21 protein-coding genes are annotated in these 23354 nt (G+C 58.2%); 12 read left to right on the plus strand and 9 right to left on the minus strand.

The genetic code is table 11. The features are described 5' to 3' along the window. A partial coding sequence (locus CF137_RS03550) for a GTP pyrophosphokinase (RefSeq protein WP_139717975.1) occupies positions 1-802 on the plus strand: 802 nt, incomplete at its 5' end. Between the two features lie 179 nt (positions 803-981). Here CF137_RS03550 and CF137_RS03555 read toward each other — a convergent pair. Together CF137_RS03555 and cra are read right to left on the minus strand one after the other, a co-directional pair. Further along, the gene (locus CF137_RS03555; protein WP_139717976.1) at positions 982-2175 is read right to left on the minus strand and encodes an aromatic amino acid transport family protein; all 1194 of its coding nucleotides are present in this window, start codon (positions 2173-2175) and stop codon (positions 982-984) included. 624 nt (positions 2176-2799) lie between these two features. Continuing rightward, positions 2800-3798: a catabolite repressor/activator gene (gene cra / locus CF137_RS03560; RefSeq protein ID WP_162515819.1), complete on the minus strand. Its 999-nt coding sequence runs from the start codon at positions 3796-3798 to the stop codon at positions 2800-2802. Between the two features lie 296 nt (positions 3799-4094). On the opposite strand from cra, the gene fruB reads away from it, so the two are divergent. The 4 genes from fruB to CF137_RS03580 all read left to right on the plus strand — a co-directional run bounded on the left by fruB (position 4095) and on the right by CF137_RS03580 (position 8688). Further along, the gene (gene fruB / locus CF137_RS03565) at positions 4095-5210 is read left to right on the plus strand and encodes a fused PTS fructose transporter subunit IIA/HPr protein (protein WP_139717978.1); all 1116 of its coding nucleotides are present in this window, start codon (positions 4095-4097) and stop codon (positions 5208-5210) included. Continuing rightward, complete coding sequence (gene pfkB / locus CF137_RS03570) at positions 5210-6199, plus strand: 1-phosphofructokinase (protein ID WP_139717980.1); 990 nt, start codon at positions 5210-5212, stop codon at positions 6197-6199. The genes fruB and pfkB overlap by 1 nt, the downstream gene beginning before the upstream one ends. Beyond that, positions 6196-7932: a PTS fructose transporter subunit IIBC gene (gene fruA / locus CF137_RS03575; RefSeq protein WP_139717982.1), complete on the plus strand. Its 1737-nt coding sequence runs from the start codon at positions 6196-6198 to the stop codon at positions 7930-7932. Before pfkB ends, fruA begins: the two co-directional genes overlap by 4 nt. A gap of 180 nt (positions 7933-8112) precedes the next feature. Beyond that, positions 8113-8688 carry a glucose-6-phosphate isomerase family protein gene (locus tag CF137_RS03580; protein ID WP_139717984.1) on the plus strand — a complete coding sequence of 192 codons (576 nt, stop codon included), beginning with the start codon at positions 8113-8115 and terminating at the stop codon, positions 8686-8688. A 51-nt stretch (positions 8689-8739) separates the two neighbouring features. Here the strand turns inward: CF137_RS03580 and CF137_RS03585 are convergent, their stop codons facing one another. After that, positions 8740-9747 carry a LacI family DNA-binding transcriptional regulator gene (locus tag CF137_RS03585; RefSeq protein WP_162515821.1) on the minus strand — a complete coding sequence of 336 codons (1008 nt, stop codon included), beginning with the start codon at positions 9745-9747 and terminating at the stop codon, positions 8740-8742. A gap of 211 nt (positions 9748-9958) precedes the next feature. Between CF137_RS03585 and CF137_RS03590 the strand changes: the two genes are divergently transcribed. The 6 genes from CF137_RS03590 to CF137_RS03615 all read left to right on the plus strand — a co-directional run bounded on the left by CF137_RS03590 (position 9959) and on the right by CF137_RS03615 (position 15571). Then, positions 9959-11725, plus strand: a complete 1767-nt coding sequence (locus CF137_RS03590) for a class I mannose-6-phosphate isomerase (protein ID WP_139717986.1) — start codon at positions 9959-9961, stop codon at positions 11723-11725. Between the two features lie 5 nt (positions 11726-11730). Then, entirely contained in the window at positions 11731-12162 is a 432-nt protein-coding gene (locus CF137_RS03595; RefSeq protein ID WP_139717988.1) for a PTS sugar transporter subunit IIA, read from the plus strand. Positions 12163-12171: 9 nt separating this feature from the next. Continuing rightward, complete coding sequence (locus tag CF137_RS03600) at positions 12172-12666, plus strand: PTS system mannose/fructose/N-acetylgalactosamine-transporter subunit IIB (RefSeq protein WP_139717990.1); 495 nt, start codon at positions 12172-12174, stop codon at positions 12664-12666. Positions 12667-12681: 15 nt separating this feature from the next. After that, positions 12682-13485 carry a PTS mannose/fructose/sorbose/N-acetylgalactosamine transporter subunit IIC gene (locus CF137_RS03605; RefSeq protein ID WP_139717992.1) on the plus strand — a complete coding sequence of 268 codons (804 nt, stop codon included), beginning with the start codon at positions 12682-12684 and terminating at the stop codon, positions 13483-13485. Beyond that, a complete protein-coding gene (locus tag CF137_RS03610; protein ID WP_139717994.1) occupies positions 13485-14333 on the plus strand; it encodes a PTS system mannose/fructose/sorbose family transporter subunit IID in 849 nt (282 codons plus the stop codon). Before CF137_RS03605 ends, CF137_RS03610 begins: the two co-directional genes overlap by 1 nt. A 74-nt stretch (positions 14334-14407) precedes the next feature. Beyond that, entirely contained in the window at positions 14408-15571 is a 1164-nt protein-coding gene (locus CF137_RS03615; protein ID WP_139717996.1) for an AGE family epimerase/isomerase, read from the plus strand. A gap of 19 nt (positions 15572-15590) precedes the next feature. Here the strand turns inward: CF137_RS03615 and CF137_RS03620 are convergent, their stop codons facing one another. Further along, positions 15591-15842 (minus strand): DUF1289 domain-containing protein, encoded by a 252-nt coding sequence (locus CF137_RS03620; protein WP_139717999.1) that lies wholly within the window; start codon positions 15840-15842, stop codon positions 15591-15593. 150 nt (positions 15843-15992) lie between these two features. Here CF137_RS03620 and mltA point away from each other — a divergent pair, with 150 nt between their 5' ends. Then, the gene (gene mltA, locus CF137_RS03625) at positions 15993-17144 is read left to right on the plus strand and encodes a murein transglycosylase A (RefSeq protein WP_139718002.1); all 1152 of its coding nucleotides are present in this window, start codon (positions 15993-15995) and stop codon (positions 17142-17144) included. Between the two features lie 118 nt (positions 17145-17262). On the opposite strand, the gene yfaE is transcribed toward mltA, so the two are convergent. The 5 genes from yfaE to ubiG form a co-directional block, all read right to left on the minus strand. Beyond that, positions 17263-17583 (minus strand): class I ribonucleotide reductase maintenance protein YfaE, encoded by a 321-nt coding sequence (yfaE, locus tag CF137_RS03630; RefSeq protein ID WP_162515822.1) that lies wholly within the window; start codon positions 17581-17583, stop codon positions 17263-17265. Positions 17584-17656: 73 nt separating this feature from the next. Further along, positions 17657-18790, minus strand: coding sequence for a class Ia ribonucleoside-diphosphate reductase subunit beta (gene nrdB, locus CF137_RS03635; protein ID WP_068978914.1), 1134 nt, complete (start codon positions 18788-18790; stop codon positions 17657-17659). Between the two features lie 81 nt (positions 18791-18871). Further along, positions 18872-21139, minus strand: coding sequence for a class 1a ribonucleoside-diphosphate reductase subunit alpha (gene nrdA / locus CF137_RS03640; RefSeq protein WP_162515823.1), 2268 nt, complete (start codon positions 21137-21139; stop codon positions 18872-18874). 627 nt (positions 21140-21766) lie between these two features. After that, entirely contained in the window at positions 21767-22462 is a 696-nt protein-coding gene (locus tag CF137_RS03645; protein WP_139718006.1) for an HAD family hydrolase, read from the minus strand. Further along, on the minus strand, positions 22462-23178 hold the full coding sequence (gene ubiG / locus CF137_RS03650; protein ID WP_068978912.1) for a bifunctional 2-polyprenyl-6-hydroxyphenol methylase/3-demethylubiquinol 3-O-methyltransferase UbiG: 717 nt from the start codon (positions 23176-23178) through the stop codon (positions 22462-22464). The genes CF137_RS03645 and ubiG overlap by 1 nt, the downstream gene beginning before the upstream one ends. Positions 23179-23354: the final 176 nt, after the last annotated feature.

The raw sequence follows: 23354 nt of genomic DNA on the forward strand, positions 1-23354 counted from the left end.
GTTCAAGACGACAGCCCCTAGTGTGGATTCAGGAAACTCGATCGACAAAAGAGCAAGTTTAGATCCAGATCGGTTTGGATATCTATCGCTTCATTATGTTGTTGGTTTATCAGAGAGTCGTTCTGGCTTAATAGAATACAAGAGGTTTTCTGGGTTAAAATTTGAAATACAAATTCGCTCAATTCTTCAGCATACTTGGGCTGAGATAGAGCATGATATTGGATATAAATCGAAGATTGAAATTCCTAAACCAGTTAGGCGAAAGTTTTCGCAGCTGGCTGGATTATTAGAACTGGCGGATGATCAGTTTATTCAAATTAGAAATGAGTTAAATAATTATGAAAATAATATTCAAACAACAATGTTTGAAGCACCACAAGATGTGAGCATTGATAGTATTTCGATTTTTAACTATATTAACTCAAGTGAATTACTGCATGACTTGGATAGTGAAATAGCTAAAATACTAAATGTAGATTTAATCGAGTTGAGTAAAGATAATGCCGCAAGGCATGTTAAATACTTGGTTTATTTCAAAACAGATACAATATCCCAATTGGAGCAAAAAATATCAGCTCTAAGAGGATTTATTATTCAAAGAGCCAAAGATATTGGTCAGTATACAGAAAGTGATAAAGTTAGCAGAGGGATATCTATATTTTACTTATATCAAGTTTTAGCATCCAAGCTTGGTAGTGAAAGTGAGATACTAGAGTTTCTTAATAAAATGAGCTTGTCATGGGAAGAGAAAAGAGAAGAGTTTTCAAAATATCTATATCAATTTGGTAAAACGATTTTATAATAAGTAATTAAATTGTGATCTGTTCACTCATTCGATCGCGATAATACTGTAAGGTAATAGTTAATTCGAAAGCTGAACTGTCTTTGAAATTTCTCACCAACAAAAAGCCCCGCCAATCTGATTGGCGGGGCTTTTGCTCTTTTGCTATTTGAAGTGGAGCGATTGAATCGCGGCAAGGATTAGAGCGCGGGCAGCATTCCAAGGCTGACGCTGATCTGTACGCCGACAATCAGTACCCCCATGGCGGCGGCAAGACCCAGCGCTACCACGCCACCGGGGGCGCGGTAGTGGTGGGCGGGGGCCTGTTTGCGGCTCTGCCACACCAGCGCCACCGGCAGCAGTACCGCGAGGATCGCCAGCGCAATGGCGGCGTAGCCGAGTGCCATGATAAAGCCCTGCGGGAAGTAGAGGGCAAACAGTAGCGGCGGCACGAAGGTGATAAGGCCGGTCTGGCTGCGGCCTTGCCAGTTGTCCTTGCGGTGGGTCACCTTGGCCATAAAGTCGAACAGCCCCAGCGTCACCCCGAGGAAGGAGGTGGCGAGCGCCAGATCGGCAAACAGGTGCATCGCCTGATTAAACGCAGGCCAGCTCACCAGTTGACCTATGTTGGCCAGCAGGCTGTCCAGCGCCCCGCCGGTTTGCAGCAGCGCTTGCTGACCGAGCAGACCGAGGATCGCCACCTGCCACAGCACATAGAGGATCAGCGGCAGGGCAGAGCCCCAGACAAAGACCCGGCGCAGTTGCTTGGGGCAGTCACCGAGGTAGAGCATTACGCTCGGGATGGAGCCGTGAAAGCCGAACGAGGTGAAGATTACCGGCAGGCCCGCCAGCAACAAGCCCTGACCCAACGGCATGGAGAGCAGATGCTGCCCTTCGGCGCGGGGCAACAGCAGTGCCAACACCGCCACCATGATCACCAGCTTCACGGTGAACATCAGCCGGTTGAGGTAATCCACCGAGCGGGTACCGACGCAGACCATGCCGCCAAACAGCAGGGTAAAGGCCCAGGCTGCCTGCTCCTGACTGAGGGTCATGCCCGCATCGGCCAGCGCTTGTACTAGCAGGCTGCTGCCGCCGCTGATGTAGGCGGAAGCCAGCGAGTAGAACAGCATCAGGATGCAGAAAGAGGCGATGCGCTTGCCCCAGGGGCCGAGCAGATGATCCGCCAGCTGGTGCAGGTACCACTTGCCGGTGTTGAGGCTCGCTTCTACTTGCAGCATGGCGGTGAAGGCCATCAGGGCCCAGAGGCCGACCATCAGCATCAGGGTGGCGGGGCCGCCGAGGGAGGAGGAGGCCAGCGGCAGAGCCAGCATCCCGGCACCTATGGTGGTGCCAGCAATCAACAGGGTACAACCCAGGGTTTTGGTATTCATGTTATCCATCCGAACGTAGCGGTGTCAGTGCAAACAGGCGGTGTCAGCAGTGACGTCAACAAGAGGGGTCAATTGGCGTTATCAGCAGGCGCCTCCGGGGATAAGGCCGGAGGCTAGCAATATCGGAACGGGAACATCTGTACCTAAAACCTGTCACTTGTAAAAGATGGTTGCCAAGTTAGCGGATCAAAATAGCGGAAACAACCCCTTTTACACGGATCTTGTACTGGTATGTGGCATTAAGTGGAAACAAATGATGACAGTGGCGGCTAATTGCAGAAAAAATCACCGAAAAAAACAACTGACACAGGGGGCTCATAGATAGGAGGCTCATAGATACAGATAAGCCAAGTGGCAGCAGCGCAGATAGGGGAGCGGGGAGGGCCTTGTATTGACGTTGCGTGGCGTTGAGGGGCAACAGGGGTGTGGCGGCCGATTGTTTGGTCGGTCAGGCATTTAGAGAAAGCAGAGAGCAGAGAGCGGCAGGACGGTGGGGAGAAACATAAGGCTGCCGATCCTGGCAGCCTTATGTTCGCACTGTTTTTACGAACGGTTTTCACGAACAGTTGTCACGCACTGTTTCTCGCATGGAGTGACGGCAAACAGGGTCTGCCGCTGGGTGGATTAGCGGCGGCGTTTGAGGGTGCGGCTCACATAGTGCAGGCCGCTCTGGTATTCGCCGTTCACCGCCTTGAGTGCCAGCTCCAGCGCTTGGCTGGCCAGTGCATCGTGTTGTTGGGGCAGGGAGTTGATGCCAAAGGGGAGGAAGTCGAGCAGCCGATCGTCCCCGAAGGTGGCCATGGCGAGCTGGCTCATATCGATCTCTTGTTCCAGCTCTAACTCCAGCAAGTAATCGAGCACCCCCTCCATCAGGATATAGGAGGTGGTGATCAGCGCCTCGGGCAGCTGACCCAGCTGCTGGTGCAGATTTTTGATCAGGCGATACCCCTCGAGGCGGGAGAAGTGATCCCCCTCGCACAGGTGGCGAGCAGTGCTGTGACTGGCGACTGCCTGCTCGAACCCGGCTTTGCGCTGCACACTGATCGTCAACAGCGGCAATGCAGTGATCAAGGCGATATGGCGCAGACTGGGGGTAAGCAGGGAGCTGGTGAGATCAAAGCTCGCCTTCTCGTTTTCACTGGCGACGGTGACAAACTTGTCGGCGGCCATGGCCCGGTCGATGGCGAGGATCTGGCACCCTTGCGCCTGCAACTTGCCATAGAAGGGGTCGTCAGGGGGCAGGCAGCTGGCCACCAGCAGGGCATCCACATGGCGGCTCACCAGCATCTGGGCCAGCTCTTTTTCGGTGGCGGGATCATCTTCCGAGCAGACGATCAGCAGCTGATAGCCCTGTACCCGCGCCCCCTGTTCGAGCCGCTTGGCCAGTTTGGCATAACTGGCGTTCTCAAGGTCGGGCAGGATAAAGCCCAAGGTCTTGGTCTGGCCGCCACGCAGGGAGGCGGCACGGCTGTCCGGCTGGTAGTTGTGGGCGGTGACCACCGCCATCACCTTGTCGCGGGTCGCCTGGCTGATGCGGTATTGGTCGGCCTTGCCATTGATCACATAGCTGGCCGTGGTGCGCGAGACACCGGCGAGGGCGGCGATTTCATCCAGTTTCATCATATTGGCTCTGTTTGAGTTGCAAGGCCCACGGTCACTGCCGGGTGAGGGCACCGAAAAGTGTGCGCGGGATCATATCATTGAAAAGCACTGGATACGGGCACTTGATCAATTCGCTGAAACGATTCAGTCTGAGTGTAAGTGAAACGATTCAGCCTGTCAGCAGCGGATAGATAGCCAGGCCTCAAAAGCCAACCTTGATCACAGTTAATCGCGATCAGGCCTATTGTCAGCTGGCGAGTTACCCGAATGTTCAATTGTGATGTACCGGCGCGGCCGGAACCTGATGGAGAGTCTCTATGTTGAAGTTGGCGCAGCAGCAGATCTTGCTGGGACAGTCGGTGGCAACCAAGTCGGAAGCCATTGCACTGCTGGCAGGCAAACTGACCGAAGCCGGTCTGGTGGAAGCGGGCTATGTAGATGGGATGCTGGCCCGTGAAGCGCAGCATGCCACTTACCTTGGCAGCGGTATCGCCATTCCCCACGGCACTACCGACACCCGCCATCTGGTGAAGAGCACCGGCGTCATGGTGGCCCAGTTCCCCCAGGGTATCGAGTGGGACGAGGGGCAGATCGCCTATGTCGCCATCGGCATTGCTGCCAAGTCTGACGAGCATCTGGGCATTTTGCGCCAGCTCACCCATGTGCTGGGTGACGAGCAGGCGGCTGCACAATTGAGAGAGGCCACCGATGCCGACACCATCATCAACATCCTGACCGGCGCCACTGCTGCGAAAGAGGTGCAATACCTGACCCTGGCTGACTTCCCGGCTGATGATCGCGACCAGCTGCTGCTGGGTGCGGCCGCCCGCGCCAAGTCTGCGGGTTGGGGCGATGCCGCCATGGTGACGGCGCTGCTGGCAAGCGATCCCGCCTATCTGGGCGAGGGGATCTGGCTGGCACGGGCCAATGTTCAGCAAACAGCAGCGGCCCAGACCGGTTGGGTGCTGGCAACGCCGAGTAGCGCACTCACCGCAGGTGAACTGCCGGTCAGCGCCATGCTGCTGCTGTGTGCCGCCGATGCAGGCCATCTGCCGCAACTTGAGAATCTGGCCAAACTGGCTGATGCCGGTCAGCTTGCTACGCTGGCGGGCAGCGAAGGGCTGGCCATGTTGCAGGCGGGGCCAGCGAGCGGTCTTGCCGAAACCTTCACCATCATCAACCCCCACGGTCTGCATGCTCGTCCGGGCGCCATGCTGGTCAAGGTGGCCAAAGAGTTTGCATCCGACATTCGGGTTGCCAATCTGGATGGCAGCGGCGAAGCGGTCTCTGCCAAGAGCTTGATGAAGGTGATTGGCCTTGGCGTCAAGTGCGGCCACCGTCTGGCATTTCGCGCCGAAGGGGCCGATGCCGAAGCCGCCCTCAAGGGGATCGGTGAGGCCATCGCCGCTGGTCTGGGCGAGGGGGCGCATTGATGAAGATTGTCACCATTACCCTCAACCCCGCCCTTGATCTCACCACCCGTCTTGAGGCGATGAGCCTGGGCGAGGTCAATCTGGTGAGCGAGGCCAACCTGCGTGCGGCGGGCAAGGGGATCAACGTCGCCATGGTGCTCAAAGATCTGGGCCGCGAGGTGGGCGTGACCGGCTGGCTTGGCGCTGACAATGAGCAGAGCTTTGTCTCCCTGTTTACGGAGCGGGCGCTGGCTGATCATTTTGTGCGCGTGGCGGGCAGCACCCGCATCAACGTCAAGATCTCCGAGCAGTCCGGTCGGGTCACCGATCTCAACTTGCCGGGGCTCACTATCCATCAAGGGGAAGTGAGCGCGCTGGAGCAGGCCATCGACGAGTTGGCACCGCAATCAGAGTGGTTCGTGCTGGCGGGCAGCCTGCCCAAAGGGGTCGCCCCCGATTACTGCGCCCATCTGATCCGCCTGCTCAAGGCCAAGGGCAAGCAGGTGATCTTCGATTGCAGCGGCGCGGCCTTAAGCGAAGGGATCAAGGCGACGCCGACCCTGGTCAAACCCAATCTGGAAGAGCTTGAGCAATGGGCGGGCCGCCCAATCAAGACTTTGAGCGAGCAGGCCGAGTGTGCCCGCGCGCTGCAGGCAAGCGGGATCCCCAACGTGGTGATCTCCAATGGCGCCGATGGCCTCATCTGGTTTGCCCCGGATGCCGTCTGGCAAGCTATTCCGCCACGGATGCAGGTGGTCAGCACGGTCGGTGCTGGCGACTCGCTGGTCGCCGGTCTCGCCCATGGTCTGAGCCTTGGCTGGGCGCCGGAGCAGACCCTGCGGCTGGCCACCGCCGTGTCGGCACTGGCGGTCAGTCAGGTGGCGGTTGGCTTTAGCGATATTGCGGTGATCAACCCCTTACTTGAACAGGTGCGCGTACAGCGTCTGGCTGAGCTGGCACCGGTTCAATGCAATACCCCCTCAATGGACAACTCAGGAGATGCCCAATGAAAGCAATTTTGGTTACGGCTTGCCCGGCGGGCATTGCCACCAGCTTTCTCGCTGCAAAACGGATAGAACAGCAGGCCAAACTGGCAGGCTGGGAGCTCACCCTCGACGTCGGCTCCAGCGTGCAACCCCGTCAGGTGCCGGGCAAGGAGCAGATTGCTGCCGCCGACCTGGTGCTGGTTGTTGCAAGCTGCCCGGTGGATCTCGCCGCCTATGATGGCAAGCGGGTCTATCAGGGAAGCATGGATCTGGCGCTGCAAGATCCGGCCGCCTTGCTGGAAGCCGCAACCAGCGGTGCCAACGTCTATCGCCATCAAGCCGTGCCCACCGTTGCCAATGCTGCCGCCAAACCGGCCACCGCTGGCAAGCGCATCGTGGCGGTGACCGCCTGCCCAACCGGCGTGGCCCACACCTTTATGTCGGCAGAAGCGTTGGAGACCATGGCCAAGCAGTTGGGTTATCAGATCCGCGTCGAGACCCAAGGCTCGGTCGGTGCCCAGAACGCTCTGACCGCCGAGGAAATTGCATCCGCCGATCTGGTGTTCCTCGCCACCGATATCGAAGTGGACATGGCCCGTTTCGACGGCAAGCCGGTCTATCGCACCAGCACAGGTGCGGCGCTGAAGAAGACCCGCGCCGAGCTCGACAAGGCGTGGAACGAGGCGACACTCTATCGCCACAGCGGTGCCAACCAGCCCAAGAAAGAGGAAAAAGCAGGCCCCTACAAGCATCTGCTGACCGGCGTCTCCTTTATGCTGCCGATGGTGGTGGCGGGGGGGCTTATCATCGCGCTCTCGTTCGTATTCGGTATCGAAGCGTTCAAGGTAGAAGGCACCCTGGCTGCTGCCCTGATGCAGATCGGCGGCGCGTCGGCCTTTGCCCTGATGATCCCGGTGCTGGCCGGTTACATTGCCTACTCCATCGCTGATCGCCCGGGCCTCGCCCCCGGCATGATCGGCGGTATGCTGGCAAGCTCGCTGGGTGCCGGTTTCCTCGGTGGCATCGTGGCCGGTTTCCTGGCTGGTTACAGCGCCAAGTACCTGAGCGACAAGGTGCGCCTGCCGACCACCCTGGAAGCGCTCAAGCCGATCCTGATCATTCCGTTGGTGGCCAGCCTGTTTACCGGTCTGGTGATGATCTACGTGGTGGGTGGCCCGGTGGCTGGCATCATGAGTGCCATGACCACCTTCCTCAACAACATGGGTTCTACCAATGCGGTGCTGCTGGGTGTCATCATCGGCGCCATGATGTGCTTCGACATGGGTGGTCCGGTCAACAAAGCTGCCTATGCCTTCGGGGTGGGTCTGCTGGCATCCAAAACCTACGCCCCGATGGCGGCGGTGATGGCCGCCGGTATGGTACCGGCACTGGGGATGGGCATCGCCACCTTCCTGGCGCGCACCAAGTTCATCAAGACCGAGCAAGAGGCGGGTAAAGCCTCCTTCGTACTGGGCCTGTGCTTTATCTCCGAGGGGGCCATTCCGTTTGCCGCCAAGGATCCGATGCGGGTCATCCCGGCCTGTATGGTCGGCGGCGCCCTGACCGGTGCGCTCTCCATGCTGTTTGGCTGTGAGCTGATGGCGCCCCACGGCGGTTTGTTCGTGCTGTTCATCCCGCACGCCATCAGCAACGTTATGATGTATATCGTGGCGATTGCCGCCGGCTCGCTGCTGACCGGTGTCTCCTACGCCATGCTCAAGCGCGCGGAAGTGCAGGCCAAGCTGGCGACAGCCTGAGTGGTGTAATGCAATCACATCCCATTGAAGACAAGGCGGCCCTCGGGCCGCTTTTTTGTTGTCCAAATCGTGATGTGGGCAGCAGCGATGACGCTTGTGGTTAATGGATTAACCTTTTAGCCTGTTTTGGCGAGGCGCAGGTGCGCCATCTGATAACGCGTCACTGAGGAGTAGATGATGATGAAGCCGATGATCCCACCCATGGTGGATTTTGCGACCGGCAGTTTGTCCGGTGCCGAACTGGTGGAAAAGAGTACAAGCTTGGCCGACCTGCATGGCTTGTTTGCCGAGTCGGCTGCTGAAGCGGCGGTTGACCCGCAAACTGTGCTCTATCGCGTGGCGATGTTGCCCAGCAGTGGTGTGGAGGGGGATCTCAACATGGGCGTCACCCATCTTGAGGCTGGCAGGATAGGGAGCGAGTTTTTTATGACCCGTGGCCATATCCATGCCCGGGCCGAACAGGCGGAGTACTACTTCGGGTTGTGCGGGAGCGGTTTACTGCTGTTGCAGGATATGGCTGGCGTCTGTCGGCTTGAGCAGGTTTTCCCCGGCAGTGTCCACCATATCCCGGGTCACGTGGCCCATCGGCTGATCAATACCGGAGAGACCCGGCTCTCTGCGCTGGCGGTCTGGCCTGCCATTGCCGGTCATGATTATCAGCTGATGGCAGAGCAGGGGTTTGGCCTGCGCGTGGTCGCAGGGGAGGAGGGAGAACCTTGTGTGGTGAGCAGCGGGGTGAGCGCCTCCATCACATAACTATCAGCCCCATCACATAACTATCAGCTAACGGGGTCGAGAGCGACCCCGTTAGCAGCTGCCGCAGGATTGGCGCACCACCAGTGAGGGGGGCAAGATGATGCTCTTGGCCGGTTCGTCATTGCCAGCAATCCGCTCGAGCAACAACTCCCCCGCTTTGCGGCCAATCTCGCGCGCCGCCACCGACACTGTCGTCAAGGCGGGTTCTACCAGCGCGGTTTCCGGAATATCGTCAAACCCGACCAGCGCAAAATCCTGGCCAATTCGCCGCTCCTGTTTGCGCAAGGCCAGCATGGCGCCCAGTGCCACTATGTCTTGATAACAGACCGCGGCGGTGACTTCCGGATGCTTATCCAGCAGTGTTGTCATCGCCAGGGTGCCTTCCACCCGGCTGGCGCCGCAGCTGATGATCCACTCCGGTTTGACGGCGATGCCGTGTTCGAGCAATTTGCTCATATAGCCACCGAGGCGCTGGGAGCGGCTGATGGAGGTGGTTGCCCCCCCAATAAACGCGATGTGGCGGTGGCCGAGGCGGATCAGATGCTCGGTGGCCAGTTGGCAACCGAGAAAGTTGTCGGTGCCGACGAAGTCGATCGCCACATCCGGCACCGGCCGCACCACCAGAATGGTGGGCATATGGCGCCGTTGCAGGCTCTCGAAAAAACTGTGGGGTGTAGGCTGGGCGGCGCAGATCACCATGCCTGCGGCGCTGTTGCGCTGCAGCGAGTCCATAAATTGTTGCTGCCTTGCCGCTGACTCCTCGCTGTTGGCAAGAAACAGCATCAGATCGTGATGCTCCATCTCCCGACTCAGCCCTGCGGTCATCTCTGCATAGAAGGGGTTGGTGATGTCGTGCAACAGCAGACCCACCTGATTGCTGCTCTTGTTGCGCAGATTGGCGGCGGTCTGGTTGTAGACATAGCCGAGTTCATCGATCGCCTTGAGTACCCGCTGGCGGGTATGTTCCGAAATCCGTCCCTTGTTGCGCAGGGTCATGGAGACGGTAGCGGTAGATACCCCCAGATGGCGGGCAATATCGGCAACGGTCACATTGCTCATGAGGTGTCTCCTGTCATGTTAATGAGGTAAGGGTATATCGATTAACCTTTCTGATTGATTAGACATTAATGAAAGTGAGTCATTGATCACAAATAACCCATCAGGTGGTGAGCAAGTAGTCGATTATTTGAGGTTAATCTTGTTTATCAGGTTGGGGTTAACGGGTTAATCGATTTATCTTTCTTGCAGATATCAGCGAGAGAGCAGGCCAATGATTCATTCGAGTTATGTATCCAATTACGACAAGTATCCCGAGATTGCGGTTGCCGGATATGAAGATGCCGCCTGTGAGGGGTGGGACTCCATCGTCCGGCACCTGCTGGCCAAAGTGAACGGGCAGGACAAGGCAAAAGTGGTGCTGGTGATCGACTGCTACCACGGTGTGGATCAGGTTGAGCTGCGCACCCAACTGCTGGAGGCACTTGGCCCCCACACTCTCATCGATGTGGAACAGGCACGTTTGCCCGAGCCCAAAGTGCTGGAGATGCTTGAACGTTTCATCACCGATGATCGGGTGTTCGGGGTGGTTGCACCTCACAAGATGGTGGAGTTTTTTGACCCCGCCGCACTCGCCCGTTTACAAGCAGAGACCAAGGCTGTCCCGCAAGGGCTGGTGGTGGTGATGGGCAGTGGCGCGTCGTTGGTCGCACAAGGGGATGTGCGGGTCTACGCCGACCTGGCCCGTTGGGAGATCCAGCAGCGTCTGCGCCGTAAAGAGATTGGCAACTGGGGTGCGGATAACACGGAAGAGGACATTCTGCGCCGCTACAAGCGCGCCTTCTTTATCGAGTGGCGGGTGTTTGATCGTCACAAGGTGGCGCAATTACCGACCATCGACTTCTTGCTCGATACCAATATCAAGGGCAAGCCGACACTGGTGACCGGGGAGGCACTGCATGCCGCACTGCATCAGGCGGCGCGCCAGCCGTTTCGGGTGGTTCCCTTCTTTGACCCCGGGGTGTGGGGTGGTCAGTGGATGAAACAGGTGTGCGATCTCGACCCGGCGCCCGCCAACTATGCCTGGTGTTTTGACTGTGTGCCTGAGGAGAACAGTCTCTATCTCCGGTTTGGTTCGGTCCGGGTCGAGATCCCTTCGCAAAACCTGGTGCTCTGTGAGCCCAGGCCGCTGCTGGGTGAGCAGGTTCACGCCCGTTTTGGCGCCGAGTTCCCCATCCGATTCGATTTCCTCGATACGGTAGAGGGGCAGCACCTCAGTCTGCAGGTGCATCCGCTGACCGAATATATCCAGCAGGAGTTCGGCATGCACTACACCCAGGATGAGAGCTACTACATGCTGGATGCTGCTCCCGATGCCTGCGTCTATCTCGGCACTCGCAATGGCACTGTTCCGCAAGAGATGCTGACGGAGCTGGCGGCAGCCCAGCGCGGTGAGAAGCCCTTCGACGACGCACGTTTCGTCAACCGTTTCCCCGCTCGCAAGCACGATCACTTTCTGATCCCGGCCGGTACTGTGCACTGCTCGGGGGCGGGGGCCATGGTGCTCGAGATCAGTGCGACCCCATTCATCTTCACCTTCAAGTTGTGGGATTGGGGTCGGGTCGGGCTCGACGGTATCCCGCGCCCCATCCATCTGGAACACGGCAGCAAGGTGATCCAGTGGGATCGGGATACCGACTGGACCGAGCGAAATCTGGTCAATTGCATTGAGCCGATCGCCGAAGGGGAAGGGTGGCGTGAAGAGCGTACCGGTCTGCACGAGCGGGAATTTATCGAGACCCGTCGCCACTGGTTCAGCGTGCCGGTAGAGCACGATACCGGCGGCACCGTGCAGGTGCTCAACCTGATAGAGGGTCGGGAGGCAACGGTCGAGAGTCCGGATAACGCCTTCGCCCCCTTCGTGGTGCACTACGCCGAGACCTTTATCGTGCCAGCGTCGGTGGGACGCTATCGCATCCGCCCGAGTGGCGAGAGTGAAGGGCAGACCATTGCCACCATCAAAGCTTTTGTGAGGGGGTAACCGAGATGCTGAGGATACTTATCGCAACCCATGGTTCACTGGCGCCGGCCCTGCTGGCCAGCGCCAGTATGGTCTACGGCGAGATGCCTGCCGTGGCGACCGTCTCTCTCACGGAAGAGGGGGGGATCGAGGCCTTTCGTGCCGAGTTTGAACAGACCCTGCGCCAACACGGCGCAGGGTCTGACGGGGTGTTGGTGCTGTGCGATATGGAGTGTGGCACCCCTTATAACGTGGCATGCCGCTTCGCGTTCGACTCCGCATGGCCGCAGCCGGTCGCCGTCGTAACCGGGGTCAACTTCCCCATGCTGCTGATGAGCGCCGACTGGCTGGCGGCAACGGATGTGCACGAGGCTGCCCGCCAGCTGCTGGCACAGGCACTGGAATCCATGGTGATCGCCGCACCGGCGGTGACAAATCCGCAAGATGACAACTTCTAGGAGAGCATGATGGCCATTTCATTTGTACGGATTGACGACCGGGTGATCCACGGTCAGCTGGTTACCCGCTGGGCCAGAGAGCTTCCTTGTGACGGCATCGTCGCGATCGATGATGAGGTGGCGGCCGACCCGCTGCTCTCTCAGGTGATGACGGGGGCAGTATCGGATACCAAGGTGTGGCTGTTTGATGTGGCGACCGCCATTGCCAAGTTGCCCAAGGTGATTGCCAGTGACAAGCGCTACTTCGTGATTGGCAAGTCGCCGGTCACCCTGCAGCGGCTCTGCGCCGCCGGGATCTCCCTTGATAATCTCAACGGCAAAATCAACGTCGGCCCCATGAGTGCCAGAGAGCACACCACGACCATAGGGCCCAATCAATCGGTGACCGCGCAGGAGATCGCGGCCTTTGATTACCTGACAACTCTGGGTCATGAGATCGATTTTCGACTGGTACCGGATGCCAGTCACTACAACTGGGCAGATGCCCAGAAAAAGCTGAAATAAGGGGAGGAGGGCATCATGTTTCTTGAAGCAACACTCATCGGGATACTCTGTTATCTCGGTGCACTCAGCAGCCCCTGGCTGCTGGGCTTGACCGGTGGCTGGTACACCATTACCCGTCCGTTGGTATCCGGCATGCTAGTCGGTGCCATTCTGGGGGATATTCAGACCGGGATCCTCATCGGGGTGGCGGTGCAGGCGGTCTATATCGCCATGGTGACGCCGGGCGGTTCCATGCCGGCGGATCTCAACTTCGTTGCCTTTCCGGCCATTGCGCTGGGCATCATGTCGGGCAAGGAGCCGTCGGTTGCTGTGGCGATTGCCGCCACCATCGGCATCGCCGGTACCATCCTCTTTAACTTCATGATGGTGTTCAACTCCTACTGGAATCACAGGGCCGATGTGGCGCTGGAGCAGGGCGATGAACAGGGGGTTTACCTCAACAGCGCCATCTTCCCGCAGGCCAGCAACTTTGTGCTGCGTTTCGTGCCGACCTTCATTGCCGTCTATTTCGGCAACCAGTATATCGAAGGGTTCATGAACAGCCTGCCGGAGCTGGTGATCCGCACCATGACGGTGGTGGGCGGCATTCTGCCTGCAGTCGGCATTGCCATCCTGCTCAAGCAGATCATCAAGCAGAACAGCATGCTGATCTACTTCCTGGTCGGCTTTGTCGGCATCGTCTTTCTCAAGCTCAACATGGTGGGGCTGGTGATGATTGGCGCCCTGCTGGCACTCATTCACTACAGCTACAAACCCGAACCCAAGCAAGCGGTCGCCGCCCGCGGTGCCGTACCTGCCGATGACGAGGATGAATTCTGATGAACACAGAGCTGCAATCAGGGGAGCAGGCGGCCAACAAGCCGGTAGCTCTCACCTCACGGGATCTGCGCGCCTGCTGGCGTTCGTGGATGATGTACAACCTCTCGTCAATGAGTTTCGAGCGACTCGAATCGTTCGGATTTTGCCTCGGCATGATGCCGGCGCTGAGAAAGCTCTATCCCGGCAAAGCGGAGCGAATGGAAGCGATGAAGCGCCATGCCTCCTTCTACAATACCGAGCCCCAGATCGGCGCCATCATCAACGGGCTGGCGGTCGGGCTTGAAGAGAAGCGGGCCAATGGCGAGAAGATCGATGGTGAGACTATCAATACCCTCAAGGTCGGCTTGATGGGCCCCATCGCTGGCATCGGTGATTCCATGATCCCCGGTATGCTGGTACCCATTTTGCTCAGTATCGGTATGGCGCTGGCGGCAGGGGGGAGTGTGCTGGGGCCGCTGTTTTACATCATCAGCTTCAACGCGATCGCCATTACTGGCTCCTACATGTTGTTTATGAAGGGCTATAAGCTGGGCACTGGTTCGGTGGAGTCCCTGGTCAGTTCCGAGTCGGCCAAGCTGCGCGAGGCGCTCTCCCTGCTCGGTGTCTTTGTGATGGGCGGGGTGGCGGCCAGCTATGTCAACCTCTCGACCGGACTCGATTTTGTCACCTCGGACGGGGTCAATATCCAGGTTCAGAGCATGCTGGATGGCATCTTCCCCAAACTGATGCCGCTGCTGGTGGTGCTGGGGACCTGGTATCTGATGGCCAAGCGCAACGTCTCGCCGGTCAAGGCGATGCTCGGGCTGTTGGTGCTGGCTTTTGTCGGGGTCGCCATCGGTCTGTTCTGATGGGGTCAAGGCCATAGGGTAAACAATGGGAGAGCCAGGCTCTCCCTTTTTATCGCTGTTGTGAGAGGTAATTTATGCATATCGAGGTGACTGAGGCCGCGCAGCGCTGCCATCGCTGGCTGGTCTCCGAGGCGCTGCCTCATTGGGGCGCACAGGGGGTTGACCCCGAACGTGGGCTGTTTGCCGAGGGATTGGATAGTGCTGGCCAGCCGTTATGGCAGCCGACCCGTTTTCGGGTACAGAGCCGCCAAATCTATGTATTCAGCCATGCCACCCTGCTGGGTTGGTATGACGGGCGCACCCTTGCCGAGCAGGCTGCGCGGGTCGGTATGGACCATTTTGACGATGGGGCCGGGCATGGCGTTTTCTCCATTAACCAGGATGGCTCGATTGCTGACGCGTCAGTCTGCAGCTATGAATACGCATTTGCTCTGTTGGCTGAGTGCTGGCTCTATCGTCTGAGTGGCGATCCACGCTGGCAGCAACAGGCAGCGTCGCGCTATCAGGCCATTGAGCAACTCTTTGCGGACCCGCTGCACGGTGGATTTCACTCCAGTTGGCCGCCTGCCGCACTGCGTAGCCAAAATCCCCATATGCATCTGTTCGAGGCGTTGCTGGTGGCGGCAGACAGCTTTGATGATGTGATATGGCAGCAGCGGGCAAATGCGCTGTATCAGCTGTTTCGTCAGCGTTTTCTGGAACCCGGTTTATTGCGCGAGTTTTTCGACGACGCGCTGTTGGCGCGTCATGCCGACTCCCGTCTCATCGATCCTGGCCATCACTACGAGTGGTGCTGGCTGCTGGCGCGCTACCGGATCCTTGCCAGCAGATGGGAAATCGGGCCAACCAGTAGCGAGATTGATGAGGCGATCGGGATATTGACCCGCTTTGCCATCCGCCACGGTCACGGGCAAACCGGGCTGGTGATCGATGAGCTGACCGATGATGGGCAACCCTATCGCGATACCAGCCGGCTCTGGTGCCAGACCGAACATCTGAAAGCGCTCTTGGCGGCCTATGAGCAGCAGGGGGATGAGCCTACTGCCTGCCAGATCAGCGAGGTGGTTGCGCGGATCTTCCACTACTACCTGTTGCCCGCGAAGCCCGGACAGTGGATTGACCAAGTGGATAGCGAGGGGAAGCCGCTGACCTCTCATGCGCCAGCCAGCACGTTTTATCATCTGTTTGTGGCGTTTAGCGAACTGGTACGGGTCGCAGGGGTGGGGATCGGGGAGTAGGGTGGCCTATGGGAGGCGCTTAAAAATCCCAGCCGGGCTGTGCTTGCGGCTCGTTGGGGGCCCCTTCCTGTGCCTTGCGGCGGGCGGCGTCGACCCGGGCTTTGCGGTTACGGCACAGGCGCATCACGTCCTGCTGCTGAGTCGGGGTCATGGTAAGCCAGTTGAAACGCTCGTCGCGATTGCGCAGACACCCCTTGCAGTAGCCCTTGTTATTCACTTCGCAGACCCCGATGCAGGGGCTCTGCAGCGGGAATATTTCGAGCTGTTCCATCCATCACCTCGTGCATCCTGTCACCTTGTTATAACCCAGTGGATCCCCTTTGGAGAAATCCTGCTTCAAGTGATTGATGTCGTTTGCTTTCCCCCTGCAAATTTGGCATCTTCCCCGCCGAGCATGGCTCTTGGCGTTATATGAGGACATATGAACAAACACGCGTACTGGCTGACCGCCGCAGTGCTGGGACTGGCCGGTTGTGCGGGCAACTCTGATAAAGCAGAAATGCCCAAAAAACAGACCGACAACAGATGTTTTCTTAACTGCGAGGTGCCGGTCAATCTGGGCAAGCAGTATCTGGACGGGACCCTGCCAGAGGATCTGGTGAGGGTGGAGCGGGTTAACAGTCAGGCCAGCCGGAATTACCAAAGTTTCGCCCGACAAAGCCAGGTGGTGATGGCCCGCTCCAGTCGGATGGCAAGCCGCTATGGCGAGCTCTATGGTCAGCTTTCCCGCTGGGTGGCCAATGGCGGCGATCCGGCGCAGCTCACTCGCTACGGCGTCAGTCTGGCGCAATATGGGGGCTCTGACCGCATGGGCAACGTGCTCTTTACCGGTTACTACTCGCCGGTGCTGGAGGTGCGTCACCGCCCCGATACCGAGTACAAGTACCCGCTTTATGCCATGCCAAAATGTGGCGGTCGCTGCCCGAGCCGGGCCGAGATCCATCAGGGGGCACTGGCTAACCGGGGGTTGGAGCTGGGTTACAGCAAGTCCCTGATCGATAACTTCCTGATGGATGTGCAGGGTTCCGGCTTTGTTCACTACGGGGATGACGATCGGCTGCAATATCTGGGTTACAGCGGCAAGAATGGCCACGGCTATGTGAGCATCGGCCGGGTGCTGATCGACCGGGGCGAAGTGGCCAAAGAGCAGATGTCGATGAAGGCCATTAAAGAGTGGGCCAATCGCCAGCCGGAAGAGAGTGTCATGGAGCTGGTGGAGCAAAACCCCTCCTATGTCTTCTTCGAGCGTCGCCCCACCAATGACGTGGTCGGCGCCGCAGGCATCCCGCTGCTGCCGCTGGCCGCTGTTGCGGCTGATAAGACGCTGCTGCCGATGGGCACGCCGATCCTGGCAGAAGTGCCTTTGCTCGACAAAGAGGGCAACTGGACTGGCAAGCACCAGCTGCGGCTGCTGATTGCGCTAGATGTGGGCGGTGCAGTGAAGAAGGGCCATCTTGACCTCTATCACGGCATGGGGGAGGAGGCTGGCGTGGCCGCAGGTCACTACAAGCACTTTGGCCGGGTCTGGAAGCTGGGCCTGCACCACGGGCCGACCGCTGCCCCCTGGTTGTAACCCTCTGAAGGGTTGGGCGTCTGCACCGGGCGCTCTAAACCTAGATGAAGAGACAAAAAAGCCGCCGGATTGCTCCGGCGGCTTTTTATTGTGCGCGAGTTGCCAGCTGGTGGCGGCGTCAGCCCTTCTGGATATCCAGCCTGATTGCCCCCACCGGTTTGCAGCAGCAGGGGAGACACTCCCCTTGGGCAACAAATGCCAGCGGCACGGCGGGGTAGTGCACCTTGCCTGCCAGCAGGGTTGTGCGGCAGGCGCCGCAATAGCCGCTGCGGCACTGGAATTCCACATGATGACCGTGGCGCTCCAGGGTCTCCAACACGCTCTCGCCAGGATGGGCGTGCAGCACCCCATCCCGGGTATGTACCCGCGGCGCCACGACTGCGTGCTGTTCAGCCGCCGCGTGCAGGGCCGGGGTTAGCGTGTTGGTGGCGTCACTCACAGCTCGAAGTCACCGAGATCATCGGCATGCAGTTCGCTGTCAATCTGGCCGACCAGCATATCAGGTAGCTGACTCACAGCTCGAAGTCACCCAAATCGTCGGCATGCATTTCGCTGTCAATCTGGCCCACTAGATAGGAACTGACTTCCACTTCCTGCGGCGCGACCTGGACGTTGTCGGATGACAGCCAGGTGTTGATCCAGGGGATCGGGTTTTGCTTGGCCCCGGCAAAGGCCGGTTGCAGGCTGACGGCGGCCATGCGCAAGTTAGTGATGTACTCCACGTACTGGCAGAGAATGTCTTTGTTCAGACCGATCATGGAGCCGTCCTGGAACAGGTACTCGGCCCACTCTTTCTCCTGGATCGCCGCTTCCTTGAAGATCTCGAAGCAAGCTTGCTCACATTCAGCCGCAATCTCGGCCATCTCGGGGTCATCCTGACCGGTGCGCATCAGGTTCAGCATGTGCTGGGTGCCGGTGAGGTGCAGGGCTTCATCACGCGCGATCATCTTGATGATCTTGGCGTTGCCTTCCATCAGCTCGCGCTCGGCGAAGGCAAAGGAGCAGGCGAAGCTGACGTAGAAGCGGATCGCCTCCAGTGCGTTGACGCTCATCAGGCACAGGTAGAGCTTCTTCTTGAGCTCACGCAGAGTAATGGTCACTTCGCGGCCTGCGACTGTGTGGGTGCCGGCACCGTGCAGGTTATAGAGGGCGGTCGACTCGATCAGATCGTCGTAGTAGCAGCTGATAGAGCCAGCGCGCTTCAAGATCTGCTCGTTGGTCACGATATCGTCAAAAACCTGACCCGGGTTATTGACGATATTGCGGATGATGTGGGTGTAGGAGCGCGAGTGAATGGTCTCCGAGAAGGCCCAGGTTTCAATCCAGGTTTCCAGCTCGGGGATGGAGACCAGCGGCAGCAGTGCCACATTCGGGCTGCGACCCTGAATTGAATCCAGCAGAGTCTGATACTTCAGATTGGAGATGAAAATGTGCTGCTCGTGGGGCGGCAACGCCTGATAGTCGATACGGTCGTGGGAGACATCGACCTCTTCCGGACGCCAGAAGAAGGAGAGCTGCTTTTCGATCAGCCGTTCAAAGATTTCATGTTTTTGTTGATCATAACGGGCCACATTGACCGATTGGCCAAAAAACATCGGCTCTTTGAGCTGGTCGTTTTGGGTTTGGCAGAAAGTTGAATAGGCCATGATTACCAGAATCTATTGAAGTGATGAAACGGGAGAGCGGGAGCTTCATGCTCCCGCCCGGTTATCAGATCTTGCCGTGACTTAGATTTTGCAAGCCCCGCCAGCACAGCCGTCATCTTGCATATCGGCTTGTGCATCATCGGCACCATCACGGGTGTTGTGATAGTAAAGGGTCTTGAGGCCATATTTGTAGGCGGTCAGCAGATCTTTGAGCAACTGCTTCATCGGTACCTTGTTGCCTTCGAAACGGGCCGGGTCGTAGTTGGTGTTGGCGGAGATCGCCTGATCCACAAACTTCTGCATGATACCGACCAGCTGCAGGTAGCCGTCGACGCTCGGTTGCTTCCACAGCAGTTCGTATTGATCTTTCAGGCGATCATACTCGGGCACCACCTGCTTGAGAATACCGTCTTTGGAGGCCTTGACCGAGACCAGGCCGCGCGGTGGCTCGATGCCGTTGGTGGCGTTGGAGATCTGGCTGGAGGTCTCGCTCGGCATCAGGGCGGTCAGGGTGGAGTTGCGCAGACCCACGGTTTTAATCTCTTCACGCAGGGATTCCCAATCCAGATGCAGCGGCTCGTTGCACAGCACATCCAGATCCTTTTTATAGGTATCGATGGGCAAAATGCCCTGGGCGTAGGTGGTCTCACCAAACAGCGGGCAGGGGCCGAACTCGCGGGCCAGCTGCACGGAGGCTTTCAGCAGGTAGTACTGAATGGCCTCGAAGGTGCGGTGGGTCAGGGCCAGACCGGAGCCGTCGGAGTAACGGGCACCGTTTTTGGCCAGATAGTAGGCGTAGTTGATGACGCCAATGCCCAGGGTGCGGCGACCCATGCTGCCCTTTTTGGCGGCGGCAATCGGATAGTCCTGATAATCGAGCAGGGCATCAAGGGCACGGACCGCCAGCTCGGCCATCTCTTCCAGATCTTCCAGCTTCTCGATGGTACCCAGGTTGAAGGCGGAGAGGGTGCACAGGGCAATCTCGCCGCTCTCGTCGTCGATGTTGTTGAGCGGCTTGGTCGGCAGCGCAATCTCGAGGCAGAGGTTGGACTGACGCACCGGCGCCACGCTCGGATCAAACGGGCTGTGGGTGTTGCAGTGGTCCACGTTCTGGATGTAGATACGACCGGTACCGGCGCGCTCCTGCATCATCAGGGAGAACAGATCCACCGCTTTCAGGGTTTTCTTGCGAATGGCCGGATCCTGCTCGTACTTGACGTAGAGCGCTTCAAACTTGTCTTGGTCCGCGAAGAAGGCATCGTACAGACCCGGCGCATCGGACGGGGAGAACAGGGTGATATCGCCACCCTTGATCAGGCGCTGGTACATCAGCTTGTTGATCTGTACCCCGTAGTCCATGTGACGGACCCGGTTCTCTTCCACGCCGCGGTTGTTCTTCAGCACCAGCAGGCTCTCTACTTCGGTGTGCCACAGCGGGTAGAACAGGGTAGCCGCACCGCCGCGCACGCCGCCCTGGGAGCAGCATTTGACCGCAGTCTGGAAGTATTTGTAGAAGGGGATGCAACCGGTGTGGAACGCTTCGCCACCACGAATGGGGCTACCCAGACCACGGATGCGACCGGCGTTGATGCCGATACCGGCGCGCTGGGAGACATAACGCACGATGGAGCTGGCGGTGGCGTTGATGGAGTCCAGGCTGTCATCACACTCGATCAGCACGCAGGAGCTGAACTGACGGGTCGGAGTACGCACGCCGCTCATGATCGGGGTCGGCAGGGAGATCTTGAAGGTCGAGACCGCATCATAGAAGCGCTTGATGTAGTCCAGACGGGTATCTTTCGGATACTTGGAGAAGAGGCAGGCCGCTACCAAGATGTAGAGGAATTGCGGGCTCTCGTAGATCTCGCCGGTGACGCGGTTCTGCACCAGATACTTGCCTTCCAGCTGTTTGACCGCCGCATAGGAGAAGTCCATATCGCGCCAGTGATCCAGATGGGTGTTCAACGCATCGAACTCGGCCTGGCTGTAGTCTTCCAGCAGGTGCTTGTCATATTTGCCCATGTCCACCAGACGGGCGACGTGCTGGTAGAGGTGGGGCGGCTCGAACTGGCCATAGGCCTTCTTGCGCAGGTGGAAGATGGCCAGACGGGCTGCCATGTACTGGTAGTCCGGGGTCTGCTCGGAGATGAGGTCTGCCGTCGCCTTGATGATGGTTTCGTGAATGTCGGCGGTACGGATACCGTCATAGAACTGGATGTGGGATTTGAGCTCAACCTGAGAGACCGACACGTTGTCGAGCCCTTCGGCGGCCCAGTCCAGCACGCGGTGAATTTTATCCAGATCGATGGGTTCTTTGTGTCCGTTACGCTTCGTCACAAACAAATTCATTGGCTGATGACCTTCAGTTGATTCCCAAAAAACCATCGCACAATGCCACTTCCCACGCCCCGGCAGTGTGCGGGAGTTGGGTAGAGATTGTGCGATGAATCACAAGATGTAGTGTTATTTTGATTTCGAGCTACAAGATAGTGAGGTCGGCCGCTCATTGCAATGTGTGGATAACCTGCTTGCTGTGGATAAATTGTGAGTCTTGCACTCTGTGTTAGTGACCGCTCACAGTGAGCGGGTTTTCATGCGTCCGCTCCGCTAAATGCAAGTCTCTCGATCGAAGATGGAAAATTTAAATAACTTTTTTTGCTTGCGAAAAGAGGGTCTTTTTACTAGCAAAGCTGTGCTGATTATCCCTTGTGCAACAAGGGTCAAAAGCTGTCCAGTTGTGGCATTGACGTAGCGAAGTCGGCCACAAGGTGTGTACTGTCTCTGCAATATTCATGATGGTTATGCAACATTAGAAAGTTCCTCGTATGAGTACCCATCATTGATAAAGCTGTATGCGCCATCCATCAATGCGCTCACCGTGACGATGTCGTGACCAGATGATGGCGTGACCAGATGACAGCCCGTCAGAGCGTGAGGAAAAAGGGTGGCTGGCGATAACCACCCTTGGCCGGATCATCAGGCACAGGTCGTCAACTCATAGCGCAGCCAGTGGTGCAGGGCCTGCACGGTGTCGAACTGCAGATCCGCTCCCCACTCGGCGGGATCCTCGTCATCACCGAGATAACCCCAACCGGCCACGGCGGTACGCATGCCCGCGTTGCGGCCCGCCTCGATGTCCCGCACATGATCCCCCACATAGAGGCAGTGTGCCGCCTCAATTCCCAGCTTGTCGCAGGCAAAGTACATGGGGGCGGGGTCGGGCTTGCGCACCGGCAGGGTATCGGCACTGACCGTTACCCCGCAGCTGGCCAGCGCTGGCAGGGCGGCCAGCAGCGGCTCGGTGAGAAAGCCCGGCTTGTTGGTGACTATGCCCCAGGGCAGCTGTTTTTCGTCCAGCCACTCGATGAGATCGATCATTCCCTCGTAGGGGCGGGTACCGACGCAAAGATTGGCCGCGTAGTAATCGAGCAGGGCGGTGCGAAGCCGGTGACTGCCCAGCTCTTCGAGCAGCTCGTTGCCAAGACCGGCTTTGAGCAGCCCGAGCGCTCCGTTGGAGGTGGTCTGGCGGATGATGGCATCAGAGAGGGGGGCAAAGCCTTCGCTTACCAGCACATGGTTGACCGCAGCCCCCAGATCCGGGGCCGTGTCGAGCAGGGTGCCGTCGAGATCGAACAGCACGCAGCGAAGGGGCATGGGGTGAGGGGCGCTCATCAACCGTGCTCCGGGCGGACAAACTCCACCATATAGTTGACGTCGACGTTCTTGCCGAGCTTGAACTGGTTGCTGAGGGGGGCGAAATGGACACCGCTCATATCCCGCACCAACAGGCCCGCCGCTTCACCCATGCGACAGAGTTCGGCAGGGGTGATGAATTTTTTATGATCGTGAGTCCCCTTGGGCACCATCTTCATCAGGTATTCGGCCCCGATGATCATCATCAGATAGGCTTTCGGGTTGCGGTTGATGGTCGAAACAAACACCCGGCCACCGGGACGTACCAGGGTGGCGATGGCGCGCAGCACCGAGGCCGGGTCCGGCACATGTTCCAGCATCTCCATGCAGGTGACCACGTCATATTGACCTGGCAACTCACTGGCATGCTGCTCGGCGGTCATCTGCTGATACTCGAGCTCGACCCCCTGTTCAAGGGCATGGAGGCGTGCCACCCCGAGCGGCTCCTTGCCCATGTCGATACCAGTTACCTTGGCACCACGACGGGCCATGCTCTCGGAAAGAATGCCGCCACCACACCCGATGTCGAGGATGCGTTTGCCAAACAGGCCACCACTTTTGTCAGTGATCCAGTCAAGGCGTACCGGATTGAGTTGATGCAGGGGTTTGAATTCCCCTTCCATGTCCCACCAGCGGGAGGCGATGGCTTCAAATTTGGCAATTTCTGTCAGATCGACATTGGCATCACTGTTCATTTTTCATTGATCCTGTGGCAGGGCGCGCAGGTCGCAAAACGTGGGCGCAATCTATTGTCCTGGCGGGCATTATAACCAACGGACTTGGTCAAACCAGCCCGAGTTTCTGCCCGGATTTGTGGCTTAAGATATTTTGCTCGCTGTGTTACCATGTCGCGCTGTTTAAGCCAAAGAAC

Source organism: Aeromonas sobria, from assembly GCF_006243315.1.
Taxonomy (GTDB): Bacteria; Pseudomonadota; Gammaproteobacteria; order Enterobacterales; family Aeromonadaceae; genus Aeromonas; species Aeromonas sobria_A.

Excerpts from the sequence above, each read along its gene's own strand:
- fruA (WP_139717982.1), top strand. The coding sequence starts at position 6,196 with ATGAAAGCAATTTTGGTTACGGCTTGCCCGGCGGGCATTGCCACCAGC.
- fruB (WP_139717978.1), top strand. The coding sequence starts at position 4,095 with ATGTTGAAGTTGGCGCAGCAGCAGATCTTGCTGGGACAGTCGGTGGCA.
- nrdB (WP_068978914.1), bottom strand. The coding sequence starts at position 18,790 with ATGGCCTATTCAACTTTCTGCCAAACCCAAAACGACCAGCTCAAAGAG.
- CF137_RS03595 (WP_139717988.1), top strand. The coding sequence starts at position 11,731 with ATGCTGAGGATACTTATCGCAACCCATGGTTCACTGGCGCCGGCCCTG.
- CF137_RS03610 (WP_139717994.1), top strand. The coding sequence starts at position 13,485 with ATGAACACAGAGCTGCAATCAGGGGAGCAGGCGGCCAACAAGCCGGTA.
- cra (WP_162515819.1), bottom strand. The coding sequence starts at position 3,798 with ATGATGAAACTGGATGAAATCGCCGCCCTCGCCGGTGTCTCGCGCACC.
- mltA (WP_139718002.1), top strand. The coding sequence starts at position 15,993 with ATGAACAAACACGCGTACTGGCTGACCGCCGCAGTGCTGGGACTGGCC.
- CF137_RS03645 (WP_139718006.1), bottom strand. The coding sequence starts at position 22,462 with ATGAGCGCCCCTCACCCCATGCCCCTTCGCTGCGTGCTGTTCGATCTC.
- CF137_RS03590 (WP_139717986.1), top strand. The coding sequence starts at position 9,959 with ATGATTCATTCGAGTTATGTATCCAATTACGACAAGTATCCCGAGATT.
- CF137_RS03580 (WP_139717984.1), top strand. The coding sequence starts at position 8,113 with ATGAAGCCGATGATCCCACCCATGGTGGATTTTGCGACCGGCAGTTTG.
- ubiG (WP_068978912.1), bottom strand. The coding sequence starts at position 23,178 with ATGAACAGTGATGCCAATGTCGATCTGACAGAAATTGCCAAATTTGAA.
- CF137_RS03620 (WP_139717999.1), bottom strand. The coding sequence starts at position 15,842 with ATGGAACAGCTCGAAATATTCCCGCTGCAGAGCCCCTGCATCGGGGTC.
- nrdA (WP_162515823.1), bottom strand. The coding sequence starts at position 21,139 with ATGAATTTGTTTGTGACGAAGCGTAACGGACACAAAGAACCCATCGAT.
- CF137_RS03555 (WP_139717976.1), bottom strand. The coding sequence starts at position 2,175 with ATGAATACCAAAACCCTGGGTTGTACCCTGTTGATTGCTGGCACCACC.
- CF137_RS03585 (WP_162515821.1), bottom strand. The coding sequence starts at position 9,747 with ATGAGCAATGTGACCGTTGCCGATATTGCCCGCCATCTGGGGGTATCT.
- CF137_RS03600 (WP_139717990.1), top strand. The coding sequence starts at position 12,172 with ATGGCCATTTCATTTGTACGGATTGACGACCGGGTGATCCACGGTCAG.
- CF137_RS03615 (WP_139717996.1), top strand. The coding sequence starts at position 14,408 with ATGCATATCGAGGTGACTGAGGCCGCGCAGCGCTGCCATCGCTGGCTG.
- CF137_RS03605 (WP_139717992.1), top strand. The coding sequence starts at position 12,682 with ATGTTTCTTGAAGCAACACTCATCGGGATACTCTGTTATCTCGGTGCA.
- pfkB (WP_139717980.1), top strand. The coding sequence starts at position 5,210 with ATGAAGATTGTCACCATTACCCTCAACCCCGCCCTTGATCTCACCACC.